The following is a 23189-nucleotide window of genomic DNA, read 5'->3' as shown; positions in this document are numbered from 1 at the left end:
CCAGTACGCCCAGCGCCGGACCTCCGAAGGCAAGACCCCCCGGGAGATCCGACGCTGCCTCAAGCGCTACATCGCCCGCGACCTCTACCGACTACTCGAAGCCGGACCCACCACCCCTTGACGAACCATAGGAGCGTCGCCCAGATGCTGCCGCTCTCGGCAGCACTCCGGATCACACCGACGAGGCCGCCGCGCCGACCAGCACGAAGGTGACGACCGCACCGACGGCGACCAGGGCCACCCTCCCACGCACGTCGGTCCCCCGACGGCCCGCGACCGAGGCCACCACGACGACGATCGCCGTCGCCGCCCCGGCCACGGCAGCCCCGCGCCACAGGTAGCCGGCGGCAGCCTCGAGATCGCCCGGTACGCCGAAGAGCGGCGCTGCGGTGATCATCGCCGCGAAGGCCAGGTAGGCGGGGATCATCACGATGCCGACGGCGCCCACGAGCCAGGCCAACGGCCCGGCCCACGCCGCCTCACCGGTCGCGCGACGGGTCGCCCGGGCACCGGGCGACCCGGGGCCCTCCTCGAGCGCTCCCGTCGCACGGCGAACCTGCTCGCCCCCGCTGGTCGAGCCGGCTCCGACGTTCCGCGCCACGCGCCACCAGACGACGGCACACCCGGTGACGGCGCAGGCTGCGGCGGCGGTGACCGCGATCCCGAGGTCGAGCCAGCCGACGAGCCGGTACGACCGGCTGTCGAACAACGCGTACACGCTCAGCCCTCGCCCCCGGACGAGCAGCCCGAACGCGACACCCGCCACGGCGAACGCCGTCAGACGAACCCATCGCGGACGGTGCCACACGAGCGCGACGATCAGCGCGGCTCCGGGGACGCCGGCCAGCAGCAGCGGCATCCCGACCCAGATCAGCACCGTGAGGACCTGTTCACCGACCGAGGGCGCCGCGGCACCGGCGATCCCCCGGACCGCCGCGGCCACCACGGTGGCGAGAAGCACGTAGCTCGACATCCCCCACGCACAGGTCTCGACACCCCGCCTCCACGGACGGACCGGCGCACTCGCCACGAGGCCTGCTTCCACGCGGGTCATGGCACCGCACGGACCATCGGCTGTCAACGCCCCGCGGCGCCGGGCGGCTCGATGGCAGAACATCGACGGGTGATGTCGATACCGCCACTCGTGACGGAATGTCGATGACCGCATCATTACTGCCATGACGATGATCCTGCTGCTGCTCACCCTGCTGATCGCCGGCGTCTGGATGACGGCGCTCGCACGGACCGTCCGGCGCGACGGGCTCGGGAGCCGCCGTCCGCCCCGGTCCCACCTCGAGTGGTGGGAGGGCGCCGAGCCGCGCTGAGGGCCGCTCCGGGAGGCGGCGGGCAGCGGGCAGCGCGGCTACGGCTCGAGGAGCTGCACGACCTCGACGCCGCACTGCACGGGGTCCGACTCCTGGCAGACCTCGTCGACCCACACCTCGACCATCGCCCCGGCGACGAGCACGGCCACGTCCGCTGCGGAGCCGTCGACGTCCAGCACCTCCGTGCCGTCGGTGAGCAGCGCCATCCCCTCGTAGTAGGGGTCCGACGCCCGCACCAGGACCGGCTGGCCCGCGCGGGCGTCGTCGTCGTCGAGCGCGCCGCCGTCGGCCACCACGCCCCGCACGTCCGACGGCTCCTCCGGGGCCAGGCCCACGCCCCCGCAGCCCGACAGCACCCCGGCTGCGGCGAGCAGGGCGGCGGGCGCAGCGGCGCGCCGGAGGGTCGAGGGCACGACAGACATCCGACCGCACCCCTGCTCACGCCGTCAACCAGCGTGTATCGGTAGGCATGTCTGCAGCCGCTCTGCCACAGTGGGCCTATGCTGCTCCGACGTCTCGCCCGCCCCCTGCTGGCCGTCCCGTTCGTCTACGACGGCGTCTCCACCGCCCTGCGACCGGCCGAGCACACCGAGGCCGCCCGCCGCGGCGCCGACACCGTCACGGAGGCGCTCGGCGTCGAACCTCTCGACGACACCCAGGTCTCCCTGCTCGTGCGCGCGCACGGCGGCGCGACGGCGCTGGCCGGCCTGCTGCTCGCCGTCGGGCGCACACCGCGGTCCTCCGCCCTCGCGCTCGCTGCGCTCACCGCGCCGCTGGCCGTGGTCAACCAGCCCTTCACCAGCAAGGGCGACGAGCGGCGCGAGCGGACCGACAAGTTCGTCAAGAACCTCGGCGCGATCGGCGCCGCCGTCATCGCCGGCATCGACCTCGAGGGACGCCCCGGCGTCTCCTACCGCATCGCCCAGAAGCGGGCCTCCGCCTCGAAGTCGGCCCACCACGCGGTCGAGAGCGCGTCGACGTCGGGCAAGCACGCCGTCGAGAACCTGGAGCGGTCCGGCAAGCACGCCGTGGCGAACGCCAAGCGGTCCGCCACCTACGCCGGCAGGTCCGCCTCGGCGTCGGCCCGGCACGCGACGCAGCAGGTCGAGCGCGAGCTGCGGTCGACCGCCAAGAACGCGAAGGCGAGCGCCAAGAGCGCCAGGGCCACCGCGAAGAGCGCCCGGGCGTCCGCCGAGAAGGCCGCGGCGAAGGCTGCCGCGAAGGTGTCCTGACGTCCGGACGGGGCCGCCGTCGTCGGACGCGGTCAACTAGTCTCGGGGCATGACGTCTGCGCCTGCCTCGACCGATCTGCCCCTGTGGGACGCCCCCGTCGCCGACGGCCCCCTGGAGGCCACGGTCGAGGTCCCGGGCAGCAAGTCGCTGACCAACCGGGCGCTCGTCCTCGCCGCCCTGGCCGACGGCCCCGGGACGCTGCGCGGCGCGCTGCGCTCGCGCGACGCCGACCTCATGATCGCCGCGCTGCGCTCCCTCGGAGCCACCGTCACCGAGGGCGAGGCGCCCAGCACCCTGCACGTGACGCCCGGTCCCGTCACCGGGAGCACGAGCATCGACTGCGGGCTGGCCGGCACCGTCATGCGGTTCCTGCCGCCCGTGGCCGCGCTGGCCGACGGCGACGTCCGGTTCGACGGCGACCCGGAGGCACGGGTGCGCCCGATGCAGCCGGTCCTCGCGGGGCTGCACGGCCTCGGCGTCCGCGTCACGGGTGAGGGCGACGAAGCCGGCGCCACGGTGCCGTCGCACCTGCCCTTCACCGTGCACGGCCGCGGGCACGTCGCCGGGGGGTCGGTGGACATCGACGCCTCGGGCTCCTCGCAGTTCGTCTCCGCGCTGCTGCTGGCCGCCCCCCGGTTCGACCGTCCGCTGACGCTGCGGCACATCGGCACGACGCTGCCGAGCCTGCCGCACATCGAGATGACGGTGGCCGCGCTGCGCGAGGTCGGCGTCGCCGTCGACGACTCCCGCGACGGCATCTGGCAGGTCACCCCCGGCCCGATCGCCGCCCGCGACCTGCGCGTGGAGCCGGACCTGTCCAACGCGGCGCCGTTCCTGGCCGCCGCCCTGGTCGCCGGCGGCACCGTGCGGGTGCCGGGCTGGCCGACGTCGACCACCCAGCCGGGTGCCATGGTCCCCGAGCTGCTGGAGCGGATGGGCGGCACGGCCTCGCTGGACGACGGCGTGCTCTCGGTGCGCGGCACCGGCGAGATCCACGGCATCGACGTCGACCTGCGGGCCGGCGGCGAGCTCGCGCCGACCTTCGCCGTGCTCGCGGCCCTGGCCGACTCCCCCACCCGCCTGCGCGGCATCGCGCACCTGCGCGGCCACGAGACGGACCGGCTGGCGGCGCTCGCCGCTGAGATCACGCGGCTCGGGGGCCGGTGCGAGGAGACCCGCGACGGGCTGGTCATCACCCCGCGCCCGCTGCACGGCGGGGTGTTCCGCACCTACGCCGACCACCGCATGGCCACCTCGGCGGCACTGCTCGGCCTGCGGGTCCCGGACGTACAGGTCGAGAACGTGGCCACCACCGCCAAGACCCTGCCCGGGTTCGACGGGATCTGGGCACGCATGCTCGGCCGAGGCACGGAGGACCAGGACTGATGGCCCGCCGGGTCCGCGACGAGCACGAACGGTTCGCGCGTCCCTCCAAGCACGGGTCGCGCCCGCGCTCCAAGCAGCGGCCCGAGCACGCCGACGCCGTCCCGGCGCTCGTCACCGGCATCGACCGCGGCCGGTACACCCTCGTGGTCGACGACGGCGGTCCGGACGAGCGCGAGATCCTCGCCATGAAGGCCCGCGAGCTCGGGCGGACCCGCACCGTGGTCGGCGACCGCGTCGACGTCGTCGGTGACACGTCCGGCCACGAGGGCACGCTGGCCCGGATCGTGCGGGTCACCGACCGCACCTCGACGCTGCGGCGCACCGCCGACGACACCGACCCGTACGAGCGGATCGTGGTGGCCAACGCCGACCAGCTCGTCGTCGTCACGGCACTCGCCCAGCCCGAGCCGCGCACCGGCATGATCGACCGCTGCGTCGTGGCCGCCTACGACGCCGGCATGGACGTGCTGCTGTGCCTGACCAAGGCCGACCTCGCCTCCCCCGACGAGCTGCGCGACCTGTACGAGCCGATCGGCGTGGACGTCGTGGTGACGCGGCGGGACGACGAGGACTCCGTCGAGACGGTCCGCGAGCGCCTGCTGGGGCGGACGTCGGTGCTGGTGGGTCATTCCGGCGTCGGCAAGTCGACGCTCATCAACGCCCTGGTGCCCGACGCCCTGCGGGCGACCGGCGTCGTCAACGACGTCACCGGACGCGGCCGGCACACCTCGACGTCGGCCGTGGCGCTGCGGCTGCCGAGCGGGCCGGGCTCCTCGGTGGACGACGACGGGCACGACGGCTGGGTCATCGACACCCCCGGCGTGCGCTCCTTCGGGCTGGCCCACGTGGAGCCCGAGCACCTGCTGCGTGCCTTCGAGGACCTGGACGCCGCGGCCGAGGAGTGCCCGCGCGGGTGCAGGCACCTCGCCGACGCCCCCGACTGCGCGCTGGACGAGTGGGTCGAGGCCGCCGCGGACGACGACGCCCGCGCGGCACGCGCGGCGCGGCTGGCCTCGTTCCGACGGCTGCTGGCCTCGCGGACCGACGCCGGCTAGGGAGCACCCCGGCCGAGGGCGCATCCCCTCGGACCGACGACACGCGCGTCTCGCCTGGCGTCGCGGCGCGCCCCGTCGACGTCGCGAACCGCTAGCGTGTGAGGGTGGCCACCTTTCAGCAGACTCCCAGCCCACAGGGGCACGGGCGCACGTACGAGGACGACCTGCGCCTGGCCCACGTGATCGCCGACCAGGTCGACTCGATGACGATGTCCCGGTTCCGTGCGGTCGACCTCCACGTCGAGACCAAGCCGGACCAGACGCCGGTCTCCGACGCCGACCGCGGCGCGGAGGAGTTCATCCGCGCCCAGCTCGCCCGTGCCCGCACGCGTGACGCCATCGTCGGCGAGGAGTTCGGCGAGGCCGGCAGCGGGTCGCGCCGCTGGATCATCGACCCCATCGACGGCACGAAGAACTTCGTGCGCGGCGTGCCCGTGTGGGCGACGCTCATCGCGCTGGCCGACGGCGACGAGGTCGTCATGGGCCTCGTCTCGGCCCCGGCGCTCGGCCGCCGGTGGTGGGCCGCCAAGGGCTCCGGCGCCTGGACCGGCAAGTCCATCGCCGCCGCCACCCGGATGCACGTCTCCGGGGTGTCGTCCCTGGGCGACGCCTCGTTCGCCTACTCGTCCCTGGACGGCTGGGAGGAGCGCGACAAGCTCAACGGGTTCCTCGACCTGACCCGCGAGTGCTGGCGCACCCGCGGCTACGGCGACTTCTGGTCGTACATGCTGGTGGCCGAGGGCGCCGCCGACATCGCCGCCGAACCCGAGCTCGAGCTGTACGACATGGCGGCCCTCGTGCCGATCGTCGTCGAGGCCGGCGGCCGCTTCACCTCGCTCGACGGCGAGGACGGCCCGTGGGGCGGCAACGCCGTGGCCACCAACGGGCTCCTGCACGACAAGGCGATGGTCTACCTCGGCTGACTCCCCGCCACTCCCCCGTCGTTGTGGGCGTGAAATCTGCAAGCCGTCGATGCCGACGACCTGCAGATTTCACGCCCACAACGATTGAGGGGGCGCAGCGATGCGGGGGCACAGCATTACGGGAGCGACGAGGGTCAGGGGCGCGGGATCTGGTGGACCTCGCTCGGGTCGTACCAGAGCAGGTCCCGGTCGGTGACACGCTGGACGGCGTCCGCGAGCGCCTCGTCGTCGTCGGCGTCGACGGCCGCCAGGACCGCCCGGACGTCCTCGGCGGCGGCCGGTTCGTCGACGTGCACGGCGGCCAGGGGCACGTCGGGGAGGTCGCGCAGCACCTGCACCGCCGACGTCGCACCGCCCGCTGCACCGTCCGCGACGACGTCGTCCTCGACGTCCGCCGACACGACCACGCGCACGGGCGCCGCACCCGGCCGGGCCGCGATCAGCGACAGCGAGTCGTCGGCTGCCGCGAGGAAGGCCGCGTACTCGCGCCCCTCGTCGTCGGCGTCGGCGAGCTCGGCCGCGAGCGCTCCGGTCACGGCGTGCGCGCCCCGCGGGCCGACGGGCCAGCGGGTCACCCGCCCGACCACGGCGGTGTCGAGCTCGTCCAGAGTGGCGGGCACGTAGATGCGCATGGGGACAGTCTGCCCGACCAGGCCTTGCGGGGCCTTCAGGCCACCAGCTCGCGCACGTGGCCGGCCAGGGCGGCGAAGCCGTCCCGGGCGGACGAGGACGGCGCATGCTCGGCCAGGCTCCGACCGGCGAGCACGGCGGCGTCGCACGCGGCGGCGTCGTCGGGCACGGGGTGCACGTCCGTCACCCCGCCGTAGCGGGCCAGCGCGGCGGCGACCGCTGCGGCGGGGTCCGGCCCGACCGCCGTCGACCGCACCCGGTTGGCGACGACGACCCGCCGGCCGGCCACCGGGACCGGCGCCTCGCCCAGGTCCTCCAGCGCCCGCACCAGCCGCTGGATGCCGATGGGGTCGGCGGCGCCCACGACCACCACGACGTCGGCGGCCTGCAGGGCGGCCAGGGTCGCGCCGTTGCGCTGCGGCGCGTGCGTGTCGTACATGAGCAGCTCGTCGGCCTCGACCAGCGGCCCGCAGTCGACCACCGTCCAGCGCGCCAGGTCGCGGGCGCGCTCCAGGACGACCTCGACGGCGCTGGCCGGCAGCTCGGGCCACCGGGACGCCCGGGTGATCCCCGTCAGCACCCGCAGGCGACCTGCCACGACCGGGGTGTGACGGGCGAGCGTGGCGAGGTCCAGGCTGCCCTGCGACGCCGCGCGGGCCGCGGCCGCCAGCCCCGGGGCGTCGTCGAGCAGGCCGAGCCGGGCCGCGAGGCACGAGCCGTAGGTGTCGGCGTCGACGAGGAGCGTGGTCTCTCCCGGCGGACGCTCGGACGAGGCCCGACGTCGCCCCCGACGCCGCGGAGCGGCACCGATCCCGGCGAGCTCGGCCGCGAGCTCCACCGCGGTGGTGGACCGCCCCGGCGCCCCGACCGGCCCCCACACCGCGACCACCTCACCGCGTCGCCCCGGGGGCGCGCCGTCGTGCTCGAGGTCGGCGAGGTCGAGCTCGCCGGTGGCCAGCGGGTCGTCGATCGGGGCGGTGTCCCGCACGGCGTCGAGGAACCCGGGGTCGCCCGGCCCGGTGAGCACGGCGTCGACGCCCAGCGCCTCCGCCCGCTCCGCGCCGCCGGCGTGGGTCAGGGCCACGACCCGGGTCCCGGCGGCGTGCAGCCGTCCGACGGCCTCCCGGTCGAGCCCGACGAGGTCGGCCGTCACGACGGCGACGGTGCCTGCTCCGGCGGCCGCGGCGGCGAGCAGCTCGGCCACGTCACCGCACCGCCGGGTCACGGTGGCGCCCGACCCCGGGGCGCCGAGCGCGACGACGACGTCGGGCTCCTCCGGGCCGTCGACGGCGCACAGCACGGTGACGGGTGCGGCCATCAGGCACCCGCCACGGGGACGACGGCGATCGACCCGTCGGCGCCCAGCGCGGCCAGGACCGACGGCAGGTCCTCCGTGCCGACCAGGACGTGCACGGTGCCGCCGTCGGCCACGACCAGGCCGCTGTCCGAGACGTCGACCTGCTCGACGACGACGTCGGCGACGAGCGGCACGGGCTCGGGCGCGTCGCCCTTCGCCCCAGGTCGCGCCTCGGGCACGAACCAGAGGTCGACGACGGCGCCCGCGCGGATGCGCTCGGACAGCCCGGCGGAGATCGGCACGGCCACCGCCCGGACGTCGACGCCGTCGGCCGGGCCGAGGGCCGCCGCGGCCACGAGCTCGCCGTCCTCGACGACGCGCAGGGCGACCTGGTCGGTGGGCGGACCGGCGTCCGCACGCAGGTACCGGGCGGTCTCGGTGCCGAGGTTGACGTCGACGACCCGCAGGCTGTCCGCCGCCACGGGTTCGCCGGGTGTCAGGGTGCCGGCCGCGGCGTAGACGGGCACGGTGCGGTCCGCGTCCGCGACGACCCAGGACCCGAGAGCGACCGCACCGGCCACGAGGACGAGCCCGACGACGAGCCGGGGATCTCGCCAGGTGGGCCGGCGCAGGCGGGGTGCGACAGGGGTCGGCAGGGCGTCGTCGTTCACGGAGCGGTCCTTCGGTTCGGCCGGGCGCATCGTCGCGTCCGGCGGGCGGGGGCCGTCGGTTCGCCGCCACTCTAGCGCCGGGACCAGCGACGATGCAGTCGTCTCCCATCATCCGGGACGACCGGGTGCCCCCGCCACCATCCGCGACCCCCTGTGGACAACCACGATGAAGCAGCACGACTGTGTCAGGATGGGGCCATGGCCGGTCGCTTCCTCTCCCTCGCCGAGGTCCAGGAGATGCTCAGCATCTCCGCCACCCAGGCCTACTCGCTGGTCCGCACCGGGGAGCTCCCTGCGATCCAGGTGGGTCCCAAGAAGGTCTGGCGCGTCGAGGCCGCCCAGCTCGAGGAGTACATCGAGCGGCAGTACGCGCGCACCCGTGAGCGCATCGCCTCCGGCGAGATGTGATCACGCCTCGCTGACCCGCAGCAGCGCGGCGAACGGCACGACCCGGGTCACGGGCCGGGCCCGGTCGACCTCCGCGACGTCCAGGTGGTCGGCACCCACCCGCGCGATGCGGCCCACGACCTGACCGGACGCGGTCCGCACCCGCACGCGAGCACGGTCCCGCTGCAGCCCTCGCAACGCCGTCCCCAGCCCCAGCCGGTCGGTGCGCGCCGCCGAGGGCCGCGCGTGCGGCCCGAGCCCGACCAGCCCCGCCACCGCGGCCAGGGGCACGACGTGCTGCACCCGGCCCCGGGCACCCCGCGCGTCGAGCTGCAGCCACGTGTCGGCGACGTGCGCTACTCCCCCCTCGAGCACCTCCCCGTCCCGCAGCTCGACCCGGAGCAGACCGTCCGCGGCGCGCAGCCGGTCGGTCAGCCCGACCGAGGCCTGCTCCGCGCGCGTGAGCTCGGCGACGGCACCCTCGCGCTCGGCGGCCTCCTCGGCCGCGAGCTGGGCCTCCAGGTCGGCGAACAGCAGCGCCCAGCGCGAGGCGTCCGACGGCGTCATCGACATCCCCTTCCCGACGGCGGGTGGACCGGACCAGCATGCCCGCTCTGGACAGGAACGCCGAACTCTGCTGGGATATCCGACATCACAGCGCATCAAACGCTATCAACGGACATGATCAGAGTGGATCAGATGACAACCATGAGAAGAGCCGACGTCGCGGGACCGACGGGCGCCGGGCGGTCGCTGGCCGGGCTCGTGGCGTGCGCCGTCGGCGGCGCCGTCGTCCTGGTGCTGCTGGGGCTGCGCCTCGGGGCGATCGTCCCGCGCGACGGCGGGACCGCCACCCGCACCGGGATCGACCGGTGGGTGGAGATCACCGTGCTGACCGTCGGCGCGGCCGCGACCGCGTGGCTGACGCTCGGCGCCCTCGTCGCACTGGCGTGCGTCGCCGTCGCACCGCGGCACCGCGCCCGGGCGGTGGACACCGCGCTCGGCCGGTGGACCCCCCGCGTGGTCCGCCGGCTGGCCCGCGGTGCCGTCGGGCTCGGCGTCGGCGCAGGCCTGGCACTCGCCCCGACCGCCGCGCTGGCCGACGAGCCCGTCGACACCCCCGCGACCGTCCTCGACGTGGGCTGGCGGTCGACGGCCGACGTCGCACCCGACCGGAGCGACGTGCCGGAGGACGTCTCGGCCCACCCGATCGCCCTGGAGCCGCGCGCACCCTCGGTGCCGGACCCGCAGGTCGGCGGCACGTCCGGCGCCACGGCCGAAGAGGCCTCCGTGGCGGCGACCACGTCCTCCGACGCCGCTCCCGCGTCACGGGCGACGACCGGCCCCGACGCGGCCGAGGTGGTGGTCCACCGCGGGGACAGCCTGTGGGAGATCGCGGCCCGCGGGCTGCCGGCGTCCGCCACGGACGCGGAGGTCCTCGCCGCGACGACCCGGTGGCACGAGGCCAACCGCGACGTCATCGGCGCCGACCCCGACGCGATCCTGCCGGGCCAGGTCCTGCGGGCCCCCTGAGCCCCGCATCCGTTGAGCCCCGCACCGCCGACCACCGACCGCCGTCCTTTCGTCACGAACCCCGAGGGAGCCGTCATGACCGTCACGCCCACCGCACCGCCCCGTCAGGACCCGCCGCGGAGCTCCCGGCCGCGCCGGCTCCGCGTCTCGGCGCCTCCCGGCGGCCGGCCGCCCGCGCGCCCGCCCCAGGCGCCGACGCAGCGTCCGCCGTCGCGCCGGGTGCGGGTCGGAGCGGACTCCGCCCCGCCGGCTCCGGTCCCCGGGCGCCCGCTCGCCCCGACGGAGGGGTCGGCCGCCCCGCACCCCGCGGACCCGACCGCCCTGTGCTGCTCGGTGGTGCGCGCAGCCGTGGAGGTGCTGCGGGGCGAACGGCCCGTGGCTCAGGTGGCGCGCTGGGTCACGCCGCAGGTGTACGACCAGCTGACGCAGCGTGCCCGCCTGCTGCGGTCACGCCCGGCGGCGGCAGCGACGACGCGGCCCGTCGCCGTGCGGCGGGTGCGCATGGTGCGGCTCGGCGCCGGGACGGCGGAGGCCACGGTCGTGCTCGAGGACTCCGGACGCGTGCGCGCCGCGGCGGCCCGGCTCGAGGTGCACCGGGGCACCTGGCGGGTCGCCGTGCTCGAGCTCGGGTGAGGACGCCCCGGTCCCCCGGGGGCGTCCGCTCACTCGTTGGCGCCGTGGCAGACCTTGTACTTCTTGCCCGAGCCGCAGGGGCACTGGGCGTTGCGGGGCGTGCCGGGGAACGTGCGCCCGTCGGCGTTGGCCGCGCTCGCCTCGCCGTGCAGCGCACGGCGCGCCGCCCGGGTGTCCCCGGTGCGGGAGGTGGACCCGTCCTCGCTGGGGGCCGTGTACTGCAGGTTCTGCGGCCGCTGCGGCGTCTCGAGACCCTTGGCGACGAGCGTCGGCTCCTCCGAGCCGCCGAACGCCGCCGGGATCTCCTGCTCCGAGGTCGTGTCCGTCTCGGCCTCGACCGGCTCGTCCTCGGTGGCCGGGGCCTCCTCGACGACGTCGGCACCGGCCACCGAGGCCGCGCCGGCAGCGATGCCCTGGGCGGCCGAGGACCCGGCCGTCGCCGCCGCCGACTGCACGGAGACCTGCGGACCACCGCCCGCGGCACCCTCCTCGCCCGGCTGCTTGACCTGGACCTCCAGGTTGAACAGGTAGCCGACCGACTCCTCCTTGATGGCCTCGGTCATGGCCTGGAAGAGCTGGTAGCCCTCGCGCTGGTACTCGATGAGGGGGTCGCGCTGGGCCATCGCGCGCAGCCCGATGCCCTCCTTGAGGTAGTCCATCTCGTAGAGGTGCTCACGCCACTTGCGGTCCAGCACGGACAGGACCACGCGGCGCTCGAGCTGGCGCATCGCCGGGGACCCGAGGGAGTCCTCGCGCGCCTGGTAGGCGACCCGCGCGTCGGAGAGCAGCTCCTCGAGGAGCATCTCCTTGGTCAGGCGGTCCCGGCCGCCGGCCTCGTCCACGACGTCGTCGACCGTGATCGAGACCGGGAAGACCGACTTCAGCGCCGTCCACAGCGAGTCCAGGTCCCAGCCCTCGGCGTTGCCGTCGTCGGCGGCACCCTCGACGTAGGCGGTGACGACGTCGGTGAGGAAGTGCTGGACCTGCTCGTGCAGGTCCTCGCCCTCGAGCACCCGACGTCGCTCGTCGTAGATGACGGTGCGCTGGCGCGCCAGGACGTCGTCGTACTTGAGGACGTTCTTGCGGATCTCGAAGTTGCGCGACTCGACCTGCGACTGGGCGCTCTGGATACCGCGCGTGACCATCTTCGACTCGAGCGGCATGTCGTCCGGGAAGCCGGCGCGGCCCATCATCGACTCGGCCAGCCCGGAGTTGAACAGCCGCATGAGGTCGTCCTGCATGGACAGGTAGAAGCGCGACTCGCCCGGGTCGCCCTGTCGGCCGGAGCGGCCGCGGAGCTGGTTGTCGATCCGGCGGGACTCGTGCCGCTCCGTGCCGAGCACGTACAGCCCGCCCAGGTCGACGACCTCCTCGTGCTCGGAGGCCACGGACTCCTCGGCCTTGGCCAGCACCTCGGGCCACGCGGCCTCGTAGGCCTCCGGGTCCTCGGTGGAGTCGAATCCGCGCTGGGACATCTCGGCGACCGCGATGAACTCGGCGTTGCCTCCGAGCATGATGTCGGTGCCACGGCCGGCCATGTTCGTGGCGACCGTGACGGCGCCCTTGCGTCCCGCCTGGGCGACGACGGCGGCCTCGCGGTCGTGCTCCTTGGCGTTGAGGACGTTGTGGGGGACGCCGGCGCGCTGGAGCAGCGTCGACAGCAGCTCCGACTTCTCGACGCTGGTGGTGCCCACCAGGACCGGCTGACCCTTGGCGTGCCGCTCGACGATGTCGTCGACGACGGCGTTGAACTTGCCCTCCTCGGCCTTGTAGACGAGGTCGGGCTGGTCCATGCGGATCATCGGCCGGTTCGTCGGGATCGGGACGACGCCGAGCTTGTAGGTGCCCTGGAACTCCGCGGCCTCGGTCTCGGCCGTACCGGTCATGCCGGCGACCTTCTCGTACTGGCGGAAGTAGTTCTGCAGGGTGATCGTGGCGAGCGTCTGGTTCTCCGCCTTGATCTGCACGCCTTCCTTGGCCTCGATGGCCTGGTGCATGCCCTCGTTGTAGCGGCGCCCGGCGAGGATACGGCCGGTGTGCTCGTCGACGATCATGACCTCGCCGTTGAGCACGACGTAGTCCTTGTCGCGGTTGAACAGCTCCTTCGCCTTGATCGCGTTGTTGACGAACCCGATCAGCGGGGTGTTCAGCGACTCGTAGAGGTTGTCGATGCCGAGGTAGTCCTCGATCTTCTCGATACCCGGCTCGAGGATGCCGACGGTGCGCTTCTTCTCGTCGACCTCGTAGTCGGTGTCGCGGTGCAGGCGCTTGACGACCTTCGCGAACTCGACGTACCAGCGGTTGGCGTCGCCCGAGGACGGGCCGGAGATGATCAGCGGGGTCCGCGCCTCGTCGATGAGGATCGAGTCCACCTCGTCGACGATCGCGAAGTGGTGCCCGCGCTGGACCAGGTCGTCCGGCGACCAGGCCATGTTGTCGCGCAGGTAGTCGAAGCCGAACTCGTTGTTCGTGCCGTAGGTGATGTCGGCGGCGTACTGGCGGCGACGCTCGTCCGGCGTCTGCCCGGAGACGATGATGCCCGTCTCCATCCCGAGGAACCGGTAGACGCGGCCCATCAGCTCGCCCTGGTACTTCGCGAGGAAGTCGTTGGTGGTGATGACGTGCACGCCCTTGCCGGTCAGGGCGTTGAGGTAGGCGGCGGTCGTGGCGACCAGCGTCTTGCCCTCACCGGTCTTCATCTCGGCGATGTTGCCGTGGTGCAGGGCGGCACCGCCGATGAGCTGGACGTCGAAGTGACGCTGGCCCAGCGTGCGGCGCGCCGCCTCGCGGACCGTGGCGAAGGCCTCCGGGAGCAGCTCGTCCAGGGAGGAGCCGTGCTCCAGGCGGTCCTTGAACCGCTGGGTCTCCTCCTGCAGCTCGGTGTCGCTGAGCTCGGTGAAGCTGTCCTCCAGCTGGTTCACCTGCTCGGCGAGCGCGGTCAGCTTCTTGAGGGTCCGCCCCTCGCCGATGCGGAGGATCTTCTCGAGGATCGCAGGCACGCAGTACTCCCGTGTCGGTGGTGCCCGGGAGGCCCCGAGCCCGTTCGCTGGTGCCGACGGGACCCGCTGGCGTCGCCCTCGTCGCCCGTCGCACCGTCTGACATCCTATTCGCTCTCGCGGCCCCGGTGGGCCGGGTTCGCGACCGACGAACGACGAGAGGGTGTCCGGACCGGGCTCAGCGACCCGTCGAGAGCACCTCGGCGGCCCGGTCGGCGAGCTCGGCGCCGGCCGCCCCGTAGATGTGGAACACCGCGTCCGCGCCGTGGCGACGCAGCTCGGCGGCGTCGTCGTCGTACCGGGCGATCGCCGCGACCTGCCCCTCGAACCCGGCGTCCTGCAGGCGGGACAGGGCGATGAGGTTCGCGTTGTGGAACGGCATCGCCAGCACCGCCAGGCGGACGTGCCCGGCCCGTTTGACCCGCGCCCAGAACTCGACGTCGGTGGCGTCCGCGCGCACCACCTCGAAGCCGTCGCCCTGCAGGGACGACACGCGGTTGACGTCGTGCTCGACGCCCACGACCCGCAGCCCGTACTCGTCGCGCAACCGGGCGCACGTCGTCGACCCCACGCGCCCCAGCCCCATGACCAGGGCGTCCACGTCGCCGATGTCCACGACCCGGTCGTCCGGGTGCAGTCGGGAGGGATCCTTGGGCGGCAGGAACCGGGTGAGCCAGGCGGCGATCTCCACACCCCGGCGGTTGACCGCCGCCGAGAGCGCGAAGCTCGCCGCGACGGCCAGGGAGATGACGATCAGCCAGTCGTCGTCGACCATGCCGACCTCGACCCCGACCGCGACCACGATGATGCCGAACTCGGAGTAGTTGCCCAGCGCGAGCCCGGTGAGGAAGGCCGTCCGACGGCGCAGCCGGGCCGTCCACAGCAGCACCGCGTAGGCGGCGGCCTGCAGCGGCAGCATCAGCAGCAGCACGAGAGCCAGCGCGACGTGCTGCGGCTCGGGCGTCCCGTGCAGGCCGATCTCGAGGAAGAACGCGACGAGCATGACGTCCTTGAACGTCATCAGCGACCGGGACATCTCGCCGGCGCTCGGGTGGGCGGCCAGCAACGCCCCCATGACCAGGGCGCCGACGTCCCCGGACAGGCCGAGGTGCTCGAACAGGTAGAAGCCGGGGCCGAGGGCCACCGCGACGCCGAAGATCGCCTGCAGCTCGCCGTGGCCCACCCGGGACCAGATCGCGTACAGCACGCGCCGCCCGGGGATGAACAGCAGCAGGGCGACGGCCCACAGGCTCGGCGGACGTCCCTCGGCGATCGCGAGGAAGGTCACGGCGACGATGTCCTGGATGATGAGGATGCCGACGGCGATGCGCCCGTACAGGCTCGTCGCGTCCGACCGGTCCTCGAGCACCTTGATCACGAACACCGTCGAGCTGAAGGACAGCGCGAGCGCGATGAGCGCGAGGGTGCCGAGCCCGTCGCCGGCGACCAGCGCCATGCCCATCACCGCGAGCAGGCCGAGGAACCCGATGCCGACCGCGACGGCCAGCACCATGTGGCTCACCGTCGTCAGCCAGATCTCGGGCCGGACCAGGGAGCGCACGTCCAGCTTCAGCCCGATCGTGAACAGCAGCAGCGCCACGCCGACCTCGGCGATGGTGGCGAGCCCCGGCAGCTCCGGGGCACCCGCGGCGCCGAGCGCGAACCCGGCCGCGAGGAACCCCACCAACGGGGGCAGGCGCACCAGCGTGGCCAGCACACCGCCGACGAACGCCACGCCGAGATAGAGCGCGAGGGTCTCCATGGGCACCTCCTCCCCCGTGCGCCGATCCTACGGTTCGAGAGCCCCCGGGGGGGACCTCAGTCCGGCATCCGGGTCCCCGCGGTCGCCGCCAGCGCCGCGGACAGGTCGCCCCGCGGGGCCACGGCGACGTCGTCGAGACCCAGCCAGGCCGCGAGCGTCCACAGCTCCGCCGCGAGGCGGCCGGCGGTGTCCGGACCGGTGTCGTCGGTGCGGTGGGCGGCCAGCACGCGCAGCACGCGCCCGGCCCGGTCGGCCTTGAGGTCCACCAGGGCGCCGATCCGCTCACCCTCGAGGAACGGCAGCACGTAGTAGCCGAGGCGCCGCTGCGGGGCCGGGGTGTAGATCTCGATCCGGTAGTGCACGTCGAACAGGGCCAGCAGGCGCCGACGTTCCCACACCAGGGGGTCGAAGGGGCTCAGCAGCGTGGCGGCCTCGGCCCGGCGGGGCACGACGGCGTCGCGGTGGCGGTAGGTGCGCTCCGGCCATCCCTGCACCTCGACGGGCACCAGCGTGCCCTCGTCGACGAGCTCGTCCAGCGCCGTCCTGACGGCCGGACCGCGCAGCCGGAAGTAGTCCCGGAAGCACCGGACCGTCCCGACGCCGTGCGCCCGGGCGCCGAGCTCGAGCAGCCGGCGCACGGCGACGTCGTCGGGCACCGGCGGCGTCGCCCGGACCGCGGGCGGCAGCACCCGCTCGGCCAGGTCGTAGCAGCGCTCGAACGACCCGTTGCGCCGGGCCGAGAGCACCTCACCGGTGAAGAACAGGTACTCCAGGCAGCGTTTCGCCACCGACCAGTTCCAGCCCCACGCCTCGCGGGACCGGCCGCCCGACCGTCCGGCGGCCTCCAGCTCGGCGTGGATCCGGCCGGCGGTGACGGGCCCGAGGTCCGTCACCAGCGAGCGCACCAGGTCCAGCTCGACCGGGTGCGCGTCGGTGGCGCCGGCGATGACGCCCCACGCCTCCTGCTGCGCCGCCCGGCGGCGCCACTCCAGCAGCGGGTAGGTGGCGGCGGGGACGTAGGAGGCCTCGTGCGCCCACGTCTCGACCAGCTTCCGTGGCGCCCGCCCGGCCGCCCGGTCCAGCAGCGCGGTGTCGTACGGCCCGAGGCGGGAGAACAGGGGCATCAGGTGGGCGCGGGCGAGCACGGTGACCGAGTCGATCTGCAGCAGGTTGATGCGCTCGACCGTGCCGGTCAGGCGGCGCATGGTCACCGGCGCGTCGCGCCGGGGCCGGTCCAGCGCCTGGGCGCGCAGCGCGACCCGCCGGGCCTGGGCCCGTGTCATCGTCTCCACGCCCGCCATCGTGCCGGACCCCTCCGACACGCGAGCGGGTCCCTGCCCACGACCGTGGGCAGGGACCCGCTCCTGCGCCGAACCTCAGGTCAGCTCGGTGACGGGGGCCGCCGCCGCGCAGGTGGTGTCCAGCTCGATGACCCCGTAGGACCACCCGCGACGCCGGTACACCGCCGCCGGTCGTGCGGACTCCTTGTCGATGAAGAGGAAGAAGTCGTGGCCCACGAGCTCCATGCGCTCGACCGCGTCGTCGACGGTCATCGGCTCGCCGTGGTGCAGCTTCTGACGGATCACCACCGGCGAGTCGCCGAGCTGGTGCTCGATCGCGTCGCCCGGCGACTCCAGCACGGCGTGCTCCGGCTCGGACCGCTCCGCCAGCACCTCGTCGACCGTGCTCGGGTCGGCGAAGGGACGCGAGTCGTCCGCGGCCCGACGCCGGTGGTCCTTCTTGTGCCGGTCACGCGACCGCCGCAGACGCTCACTGAGCTTCTCCATGGCGAGGTCCAGCGCGGCGAACCGGTCGTCCGCGGCCGCCTCGGCGCGGATGATGGGCCCCTTGGACCGCACCGTGAGCTCGACCCGCTCGCTGACGTCCGACAGCCGCGGGTTCTTCTCGTGCGTGACCTCGACGTCCACGCGACGCGTGTTCGGCGAGAGCTGGGTGATCTTGGTGAGCTTGTCCTCGACGTGGTGACGGAACCGGTCCGTCACCTCCGTGTGCCTGCCGACGACGGCGATCTCCATCGTGTCGCTCCACTTCATCAGGGTGGCCGCCGCATCTCGCGGCCGGCCGGGGAGTTCGGTCTGGGCACCGTTGCCGGTGCCAGGGATGGCACCACCTCCCGGTCGCCGGGTCGTCGCCCGGTCCGCTCGTGCGATGCGACTCCCTGCCGCGTGCGGCGGGGCGTCGTCGGATACTCACAGTAACCCCAACGTGACCTCGGGGTGAACCGCTGGCGGCGATCACGTGCCCAGGCGTGTCGCGGCGCCGTCCGGCGGGGGTGTCGCGGCGAGCACGAACGCCCCCAGGACCTGGTGGCCGCCGCGGCCGAGGACCTGCTCGGCGACCGCCAGCGTCGCCCCCGTGGTCAGCACGTCGTCGACGAGCACGCAGACCGTGAGCTGCCGCAGCCGCCCGTGCCGCAGGGCGACCGACGCCGCGAGGTTCCGCCCGCGTGCCCGGGCGCCCAGGCCGACCTGGTCGCGCGACGGGCGCCGGCGCAGGGCGGGCACGACCCTCGCCCGCAGGCCTGCCGCCGCGAGCCCGTCGGCGACGGCGTCGGCGAGGGTCCGCACCGGTTCACGTGCCCGACGCCACCGCGCCCCCGGGGCCGACGGGGCCGGCACCACCGCGACCGGCCGCGACGCCGCGGCCGCCCGCAGCCGGGGCGCCGTCGTGCCGGCCGCCCGGCGCAGCGCCGGCACGAGCAGGCGGTCCAGGTCCGCGCGCCCGCGGTCCTTCCAGGCCACCACGAGGTCGCGCACGGCACCCGCGTAGTCCGCGAGCGCCCAGGTCGGCAGGGGGCCCGCGCCGTCCAGCCGGTCCAGGCGGGGGGCACCGGCCTCGACCCGTCGGGGCGGGTCGCCGACGGCGGCACGCGCGCAGCCGGGGCACCACAGCACGTCGGGGAGCCCGCACCCGGGGCAGAAGACGGGAACCACGAGACGGGCCAGGTCGGTGAGCACCCGCCGAGCGTGCCCGACCGGTCGCGGTCGACGCCGGTCCGGGCCCTCGACGAGCACGGCCCGGTGCACGGTGGCCGGCTGTGGGCGACGCGTGCGGGGCGTCAGCCGGGGTAGGCGACCGCGACGACGTCCTCGGCGACCGTCGGCCAGAGCGCAGCGCTCTGGCGCGTCTGGAGCACCCCGTCCGCGTCGAGCACCAGCATCGGGCTGGCGCCCACCCCGGACGCCACGGCGACGGGGGCCCCGGGGGTGACGAGCGTCCGCGACCCGGCGTCGGCGGTGCCGGCGAGCCCGCCGACCCCGGCCACGGACAGCACGCGGGTCCCGTCCGGGTCCCGTCCGAGCAGCACCACGGTCGTCTCGTCGGACCAGTCGGCCGCGGCCACGCCCGGCACCGGCGCACCGACCCGCCACGGCGTGGACAGGCCCGTGGGGACGTCGTCGGCGTCCCGCTGGACGGCGGCGACCCACACCTCCGGGCCGTCGGACCCCTCGACCACGACGACGACGCGAGCGGCCTCCGGGGACACCCGCACCGACCGCACCGGCCGGTCGACGAGCCACTCGGCCTCCAGCGGCGCGGCCCGCCCCGCGGCCCCCACGACCCACAGCTCGCCGTCCACCGCGGTCCACACCGTGCCGAACCGGTCGACCGACGGGGGCAGCACGCCGTCGCCCTGCAGCAGCTCCACCGGTGCCTCCTCGGCCGTGAGGCGCAGCAGACGGTCGGGACCGTCGCGCACCACGACCGGTCCCTCGTCGGGACCCGTCCCCACAGCGGTGAGGTCGAGCCCGCCGGTGCGCAGCGGTGCGGCGAGCTCCACGAGCTCCGTGCCGGCCACGCGTCGCAGGGAGGTCGCCCCCTCGGCGTCCTCCACGACGGCGAGCGCGTCCCCGACGGTCACCGGCCGCGAGGGCGCGTCGGCCGGCTCGACCGCCAGCGGGTTGCTGCCGTCGGACAGCTCGACGCTGCGCCCGTCGCCCTCGCGCAGGGTCTCCTCGAGCTGGGCGACCAGCAGGGCGCGGTCCTCGGCCGGGGCGGCGGAGATGGCCGACGTCACCGACACGCCGATCACGCCGCGGTCGTCCACGCTGACGGAGTCGATCGCGAGGGTCGTCCCCTCCGGCACCACCGAGACGACCGACTGCCGCAACGGTTCCGGCGGACCGGCCAGGATCTCCTGCGTGGCGGCGGTCCGCCAGGACTGCTCCGGGTACCACCGCACGTCCGGGACCCACCAGCGCCGGTCCGGGGTCGGGTAGTACAGGGTCGTGCGGTGGAAGGCGTCGGCGAGGAAGTTGGCCAGCACCAGCAGGCCGTCGTCCAGCTCGGTGATGCGCCACTCGCCGTCGGTCCCGCGCGACAGCTCGTAGCCGACCTCGACCGTGCTCGGCGCGGGCAGCTCGGTGTACGTGCCGGTCTCGTCGATGGTGGCCGTCACGAGCGCCTCGCCCTGCACCGACGTGGTCGCCGAGGAGTCGTCGAAGTCCTCGACCGTCCAGTCGGGGTACTCGGCGAGCACCAGCACCGGGGCGCCCCGGTCCCACTCCGACCAGGCGACCGGCGTGAGGTACTCCCGGGCGACGGTGAAGGTGTTCGTCGAGGCCGGCCCGAACTGCGCCACCGAGACGAAGTCCTGCACGATCTGCTGCGGGTCGGCGCCGGGCGACGGCCCCTGGACGTTGAACCCGACCTCCACGGGGTTGTCGACCCGGACCTCGCCCTCCATCACGTCCCCCGAGGTCGGCATCGACGCGCAGCCGACCAGGACGAGCGCGGTCGCGACGAGGCCGGCGACCGTCGTCGCGACCCTCCGCAGCGGTGCGTGCGCGCTCATGAGGACTCCTCCTGGCTCACCGAGAGGTCGGGGATCGCGGTCGGCGTCGGCCCGGTGGGCGGGTTGACCACCGGCACCTGGCCGGTCGGCACGTGGCGTCCGGTCGAGCGGGCGGGCCCCTCCAGCGGCAGCGGCGAACCGGTCAGCTTGATGCCGGCGCGCCGGGGCAGCGTCAGGCGGAAGCTGGCCCCCGCGCCGGGGCTGCCCCAGGCCTGCAGCCGGCCGGCGTGCAGCCGCGCGTCCTCCTGGGAGATCGCCAGGCCCAGACCGGTGCCGCCCGTGGTGCGGGCACGGGCCGGGTCCGCGCGCCAGAACCGGTCGAAGACCCGGTTGAGCTCGTCCGGCGTCAGGCCGATCCCGTGGTCGCGCACCACCACGGCGACGGCCTCGTCGTCGGCCCCGACCGACACCTCGACCGGGTTGCCCTCGGCGTGCTCGACGGCGTTGACCACCAGGTTGCGCAGGATGCGCTCGACCCGCCGCGGGTCGATGTCGGCGCGCACCGCCTCGCCGGGCATGTCGACGGACAGGAACACCCCCTTGCGCTCGGCCAGCGGGGCCGCCGTCTCCACGACGGCGGTCACCACGTCACGCAGGTCGCGGTGCTCGACGTCCAGCACCGCGGCCCCGGCGTCGAACCGGCTGATCTCGAGCAGGTCGGTGAGCAGCTCCTCGAACCGGTCGAGCTGGGTCTGCAGCAGCTCGGCCGACCGGCGGGCCGCCGGGCCCAGGTCCTCGCGCGCGGCGTAGATGACCTCACCCGCCATCCGCACGGTCGTCAGCGGGGTGCGCAGCTCGTGCGAGACGTCGGAGACGAACCGGCGCTGGGAGGCGGACAGCTCCTCCATGCGCGCGATCTGGTCCTCCAGGCTGGACGCCATCTCGTTGAAGGTCCGGGCCAGCGTGGCCATCTCGTCCTGGCCGCGCGAGCCGGGCATACGGACGTCCAGGTGGCCCTCGCCGAGGCGGGACGCCGCCGTCGCGGCGCGACGCACCGGAGCCACCGTCTGGCGGGTCACCGTCCAGGTGAGCAGGCCGATCATCGCCAGGATCACCGCGCCGCCGACGGCCAGCGTGCGCTGCACGAAGCGCAGCGTCTCCTGCTGGGAGGCGAGCGAGTACAGCGCGTACAGCTCGTACGTCCCGGCCGAGGCGAGCTCGACCGTGGTGCCGAAGACGACACCGGGCTCGTCCTGGCCGGACTCGCTGTACGCGGCCGGGATGAGCACCGACTGCAGCACGGGGCCGTCGGTGGTCAGCGTGGCCTCGCGCATGGCCGGGCTGACGACGTCGCGCACCGACAGGTCCTGCCGCGAGGACGGGTCCACCAGGGGCAGGCTCTGGTCGGGCGCCTGGCGCAGGAAGTAGTCCTGCGCGCTGGAACCGATCGCGCTGAGTCCGAGGATGACGTCGCGCAGGAGCGACTGCTGCTCGCCGATGGTCGTGGCCGTCGAGGCGGAGAACCGTGACTGGGTCTCCTGGACGAGCGCGGCGTTCTCCGCCTCGATCTGGTCGATGCGCTGCTCGAACAGCCCGTCCCGCACGGAGTAGGACAGGAACAGGCCCAGGACCACCACCACCAGCACGCCCAGGGCGAGGGCCGAGGTGACCACGCGCACCTGCATCGAGGAGCGCCAGCGCAGCCCCAGCGAGCGCGCCCCCGCGGCCACGGGGTTCTGCGGTCCGGTGGCGGGTCCCTCCGCCGCGGGGACGCCGTCGTCGTCCGCGGTGGGTCGACCCGCCCGCTCGTCAGCGGGCGGCACCGGCCTTGTAGCCCACACCCCGCACCGTCTGGACGACCTCGGGGCTCTCGGGGTCCTTCTCGATCTTGGAGCGCAGCCGCTGGACGTGGACGTTGACCAGGCGGGTGTCCGCGCTGTGGCGGTAGCCCCACACCTTCTCCAGCAGCACCTCGCGGGTGAACACCTGCCAGGGCTTGCGCGCGAGCTCGACGAGCAGGTCGAACTCGAGCGGCGTCAGGCTGATGCGCTCGCCGTCGCGGGTGACCGCGTGGCCCGTGACGTCGATCTCCACGTCACCGATCTTGAGGCGCTCGGGGCCGGGCTCGTCGGAGCGGCGCAGCCGCGCACGGACGCGGGCGACCAGCTCCTTGGGCTTGAACGGCTTGGTCACGTAGTCGTCGGCACCGGACTCCAGGCCGAGGACGACGTCGACCGTGTCCGTCTTGGCGGTGAGCATGATGATGGGCACGCCCGACTCGCCGCGGATCTCCCGGGCGATCTCGATGCCGTCCTTGCCGGGCAGCATCAGGTCGAGCAGCACCAGGTCGGGCTGCAGGGAGCGGAACATGCCGATCGCCTCGTCACCGTCGGCGCAGAAGCTCGTCTCGAACCCCTCCGACTCCAGGACGATGCCGATCATCTCGGACAGCGCAGTGTCGTCGTCGACCACCAGGACACGGGACCTCATGGGCACAGTCTGCCAGGTGGGGCGGACATGCACGTCCGGGCGCGCCCGGGGGACCCGCGGAGGTTATAGGGTCGGTGGCGGTCCCGCACCGCCCGTGTCTCGCCCGAGGAG

Annotated in this window: 22 protein-coding genes; 8 read left to right on the top strand and 14 right to left on the bottom strand. The window is 74.4% G+C overall.

All coding sequences use genetic code 11. The features are described 5' to 3' along the window. Positions 1-172: 172 nt before the first annotated feature. Positions 173-961 (bottom strand): hypothetical protein, encoded by a 789-nt coding sequence (locus V5O49_RS15325; protein WP_332903000.1) that lies wholly within the window; start codon positions 959-961, stop codon positions 173-175. A gap of 217 nt (positions 962-1178) precedes the next feature. On the opposite strand from V5O49_RS15325, the gene V5O49_RS15320 reads away from it, so the two are divergent. Continuing rightward, positions 1179-1325 (top strand): hypothetical protein, encoded by a 147-nt coding sequence (locus V5O49_RS15320; RefSeq protein ID WP_332902999.1) that lies wholly within the window; start codon positions 1179-1181, stop codon positions 1323-1325. 38 nt (positions 1326-1363) lie between these two features. Here the strand turns inward: V5O49_RS15320 and V5O49_RS15315 are convergent, their stop codons facing one another. Beyond that, positions 1364-1738, bottom strand: a complete 375-nt coding sequence (locus V5O49_RS15315; RefSeq protein ID WP_332902998.1) for a hypothetical protein — start codon at positions 1736-1738, stop codon at positions 1364-1366. Between the two features lie 87 nt (positions 1739-1825). On the opposite strand from V5O49_RS15315, the gene V5O49_RS15310 reads away from it, so the two are divergent. From V5O49_RS15310 to hisN, 4 genes are all read left to right on the top strand, one after another. Then, the gene (locus tag V5O49_RS15310) at positions 1826-2557 is read left to right on the top strand and encodes a DoxX family protein (RefSeq protein WP_332902997.1); all 732 of its coding nucleotides are present in this window, start codon (positions 1826-1828) and stop codon (positions 2555-2557) included. Between the two features lie 49 nt (positions 2558-2606). Beyond that, the gene (gene aroA, locus V5O49_RS15305) at positions 2607-3944 is read left to right on the top strand and encodes a 3-phosphoshikimate 1-carboxyvinyltransferase (protein WP_332902996.1); all 1338 of its coding nucleotides are present in this window, start codon (positions 2607-2609) and stop codon (positions 3942-3944) included. Continuing rightward, entirely contained in the window at positions 3944-4999 is a 1056-nt protein-coding gene (rsgA, locus tag V5O49_RS15300) for a ribosome small subunit-dependent GTPase A (RefSeq protein ID WP_332902995.1), read from the top strand. Before aroA ends, rsgA begins: the two co-directional genes overlap by 1 nt. Positions 5000-5103: 104 nt before the next feature. Then, the gene (hisN, locus tag V5O49_RS15295; protein WP_278235100.1) at positions 5104-5922 is read left to right on the top strand and encodes a histidinol-phosphatase; all 819 of its coding nucleotides are present in this window, start codon (positions 5104-5106) and stop codon (positions 5920-5922) included. Between the two features lie 134 nt (positions 5923-6056). On the opposite strand, the gene V5O49_RS15290 is transcribed toward hisN, so the two are convergent. Genes V5O49_RS15290 through V5O49_RS15280 form a run of 3 tightly spaced genes read right to left on the bottom strand, consistent with a single transcriptional unit; the run spans position 6057 to position 8520 of the window. Next, positions 6057-6554 carry a DUF6912 family protein gene (locus V5O49_RS15290; protein WP_332902994.1) on the bottom strand — a complete coding sequence of 166 codons (498 nt, stop codon included), beginning with the start codon at positions 6552-6554 and terminating at the stop codon, positions 6057-6059. A gap of 35 nt (positions 6555-6589) precedes the next feature. Next, positions 6590-7870: a CpaE/TadZ family protein gene (locus V5O49_RS15285; protein WP_332902993.1), complete on the bottom strand. Its 1281-nt coding sequence runs from the start codon at positions 7868-7870 to the stop codon at positions 6590-6592. Further along, positions 7870-8520, bottom strand: a complete 651-nt coding sequence (locus V5O49_RS15280; RefSeq protein ID WP_332902992.1) for a CpaB family protein — start codon at positions 8518-8520, stop codon at positions 7870-7872. The genes V5O49_RS15285 and V5O49_RS15280 overlap by 1 nt, the downstream gene beginning before the upstream one ends. Before the next feature lie 198 nt (positions 8521-8718). Here V5O49_RS15280 and V5O49_RS15275 point away from each other — a divergent pair, with 198 nt between their 5' ends. Continuing rightward, on the top strand, positions 8719-8928 hold the full coding sequence (locus V5O49_RS15275; protein ID WP_332902991.1) for a helix-turn-helix domain-containing protein: 210 nt from the start codon (positions 8719-8721) through the stop codon (positions 8926-8928). Here the strand turns inward: V5O49_RS15275 and V5O49_RS15270 are convergent, their stop codons facing one another. Next, on the bottom strand, positions 8929-9474 hold the full coding sequence (locus tag V5O49_RS15270; protein ID WP_332902990.1) for a hypothetical protein: 546 nt from the start codon (positions 9472-9474) through the stop codon (positions 8929-8931). A 141-nt stretch (positions 9475-9615) separates the two neighbouring features. Between V5O49_RS15270 and V5O49_RS15265 the strand changes: the two genes are divergently transcribed. Both V5O49_RS15265 and V5O49_RS15260 read left to right on the top strand, forming a co-directional pair. Continuing rightward, entirely contained in the window at positions 9616-10440 is an 825-nt protein-coding gene (locus tag V5O49_RS15265) for a LysM peptidoglycan-binding domain-containing protein (protein WP_332902989.1), read from the top strand. Positions 10441-10515: 75 nt separating this feature from the next. After that, positions 10516-11073 (top strand): Rv3235 family protein, encoded by a 558-nt coding sequence (locus tag V5O49_RS15260; protein WP_332902988.1) that lies wholly within the window; start codon positions 10516-10518, stop codon positions 11071-11073. A 29-nt stretch (positions 11074-11102) separates the two neighbouring features. Here V5O49_RS15260 and secA read toward each other — a convergent pair whose 3' ends face one another. The 8 genes from secA to mtrA all read right to left on the bottom strand — a co-directional run bounded on the left by secA (position 11103) and on the right by mtrA (position 23078). Further along, positions 11103-14072 carry a preprotein translocase subunit SecA gene (gene secA / locus V5O49_RS15255; protein ID WP_332902987.1) on the bottom strand — a complete coding sequence of 990 codons (2970 nt, stop codon included), beginning with the start codon at positions 14070-14072 and terminating at the stop codon, positions 11103-11105. Positions 14073-14248: 176 nt separating this feature from the next. Next, positions 14249-15832, bottom strand: a complete 1584-nt coding sequence (locus V5O49_RS15250) for a cation:proton antiporter family protein (protein ID WP_332902986.1) — start codon at positions 15830-15832, stop codon at positions 14249-14251. Positions 15833-15888: 56 nt separating this feature from the next. Further along, a complete protein-coding gene (locus V5O49_RS15245; protein ID WP_332903001.1) occupies positions 15889-17133 on the bottom strand; it encodes a winged helix-turn-helix domain-containing protein in 1245 nt (414 codons plus the stop codon). 75 nt (positions 17134-17208) lie between these two features. Beyond that, positions 17209-17868 (bottom strand): ribosome hibernation-promoting factor, HPF/YfiA family, encoded by a 660-nt coding sequence (gene hpf, locus V5O49_RS15240; protein WP_278237523.1) that lies wholly within the window; start codon positions 17866-17868, stop codon positions 17209-17211. Positions 17869-18087: 219 nt separating this feature from the next. Further along, a complete protein-coding gene (locus tag V5O49_RS15235) occupies positions 18088-18810 on the bottom strand; it encodes a ComF family protein (RefSeq protein ID WP_332902985.1) in 723 nt (240 codons plus the stop codon). Positions 18811-18911: 101 nt separating this feature from the next. After that, positions 18912-20648 (bottom strand): LpqB family beta-propeller domain-containing protein, encoded by a 1737-nt coding sequence (locus V5O49_RS15230; protein WP_332902984.1) that lies wholly within the window; start codon positions 20646-20648, stop codon positions 18912-18914. Continuing rightward, a complete protein-coding gene (mtrB, locus tag V5O49_RS15225; protein WP_332902983.1) occupies positions 20645-22411 on the bottom strand; it encodes an MtrAB system histidine kinase MtrB in 1767 nt (588 codons plus the stop codon). Before mtrB ends, V5O49_RS15230 begins: the two co-directional genes overlap by 4 nt. Continuing rightward, positions 22398-23078: an MtrAB system response regulator MtrA gene (gene mtrA / locus V5O49_RS15220; RefSeq protein ID WP_278235112.1), complete on the bottom strand. Its 681-nt coding sequence runs from the start codon at positions 23076-23078 to the stop codon at positions 22398-22400. Before mtrA ends, mtrB begins: the two co-directional genes overlap by 14 nt. Positions 23079-23189 lie beyond the last annotated feature (111 nt).

This window comes from Isoptericola haloaureus, assembly GCF_036689775.1.
GTDB lineage: Bacteria > Actinomycetota > Actinomycetes > Actinomycetales > Cellulomonadaceae > Isoptericola > Isoptericola haloaureus.
Note: the sequence above shows the minus strand (reverse complement) of the source record. Positions and strands in the feature narration are given on the sequence as shown.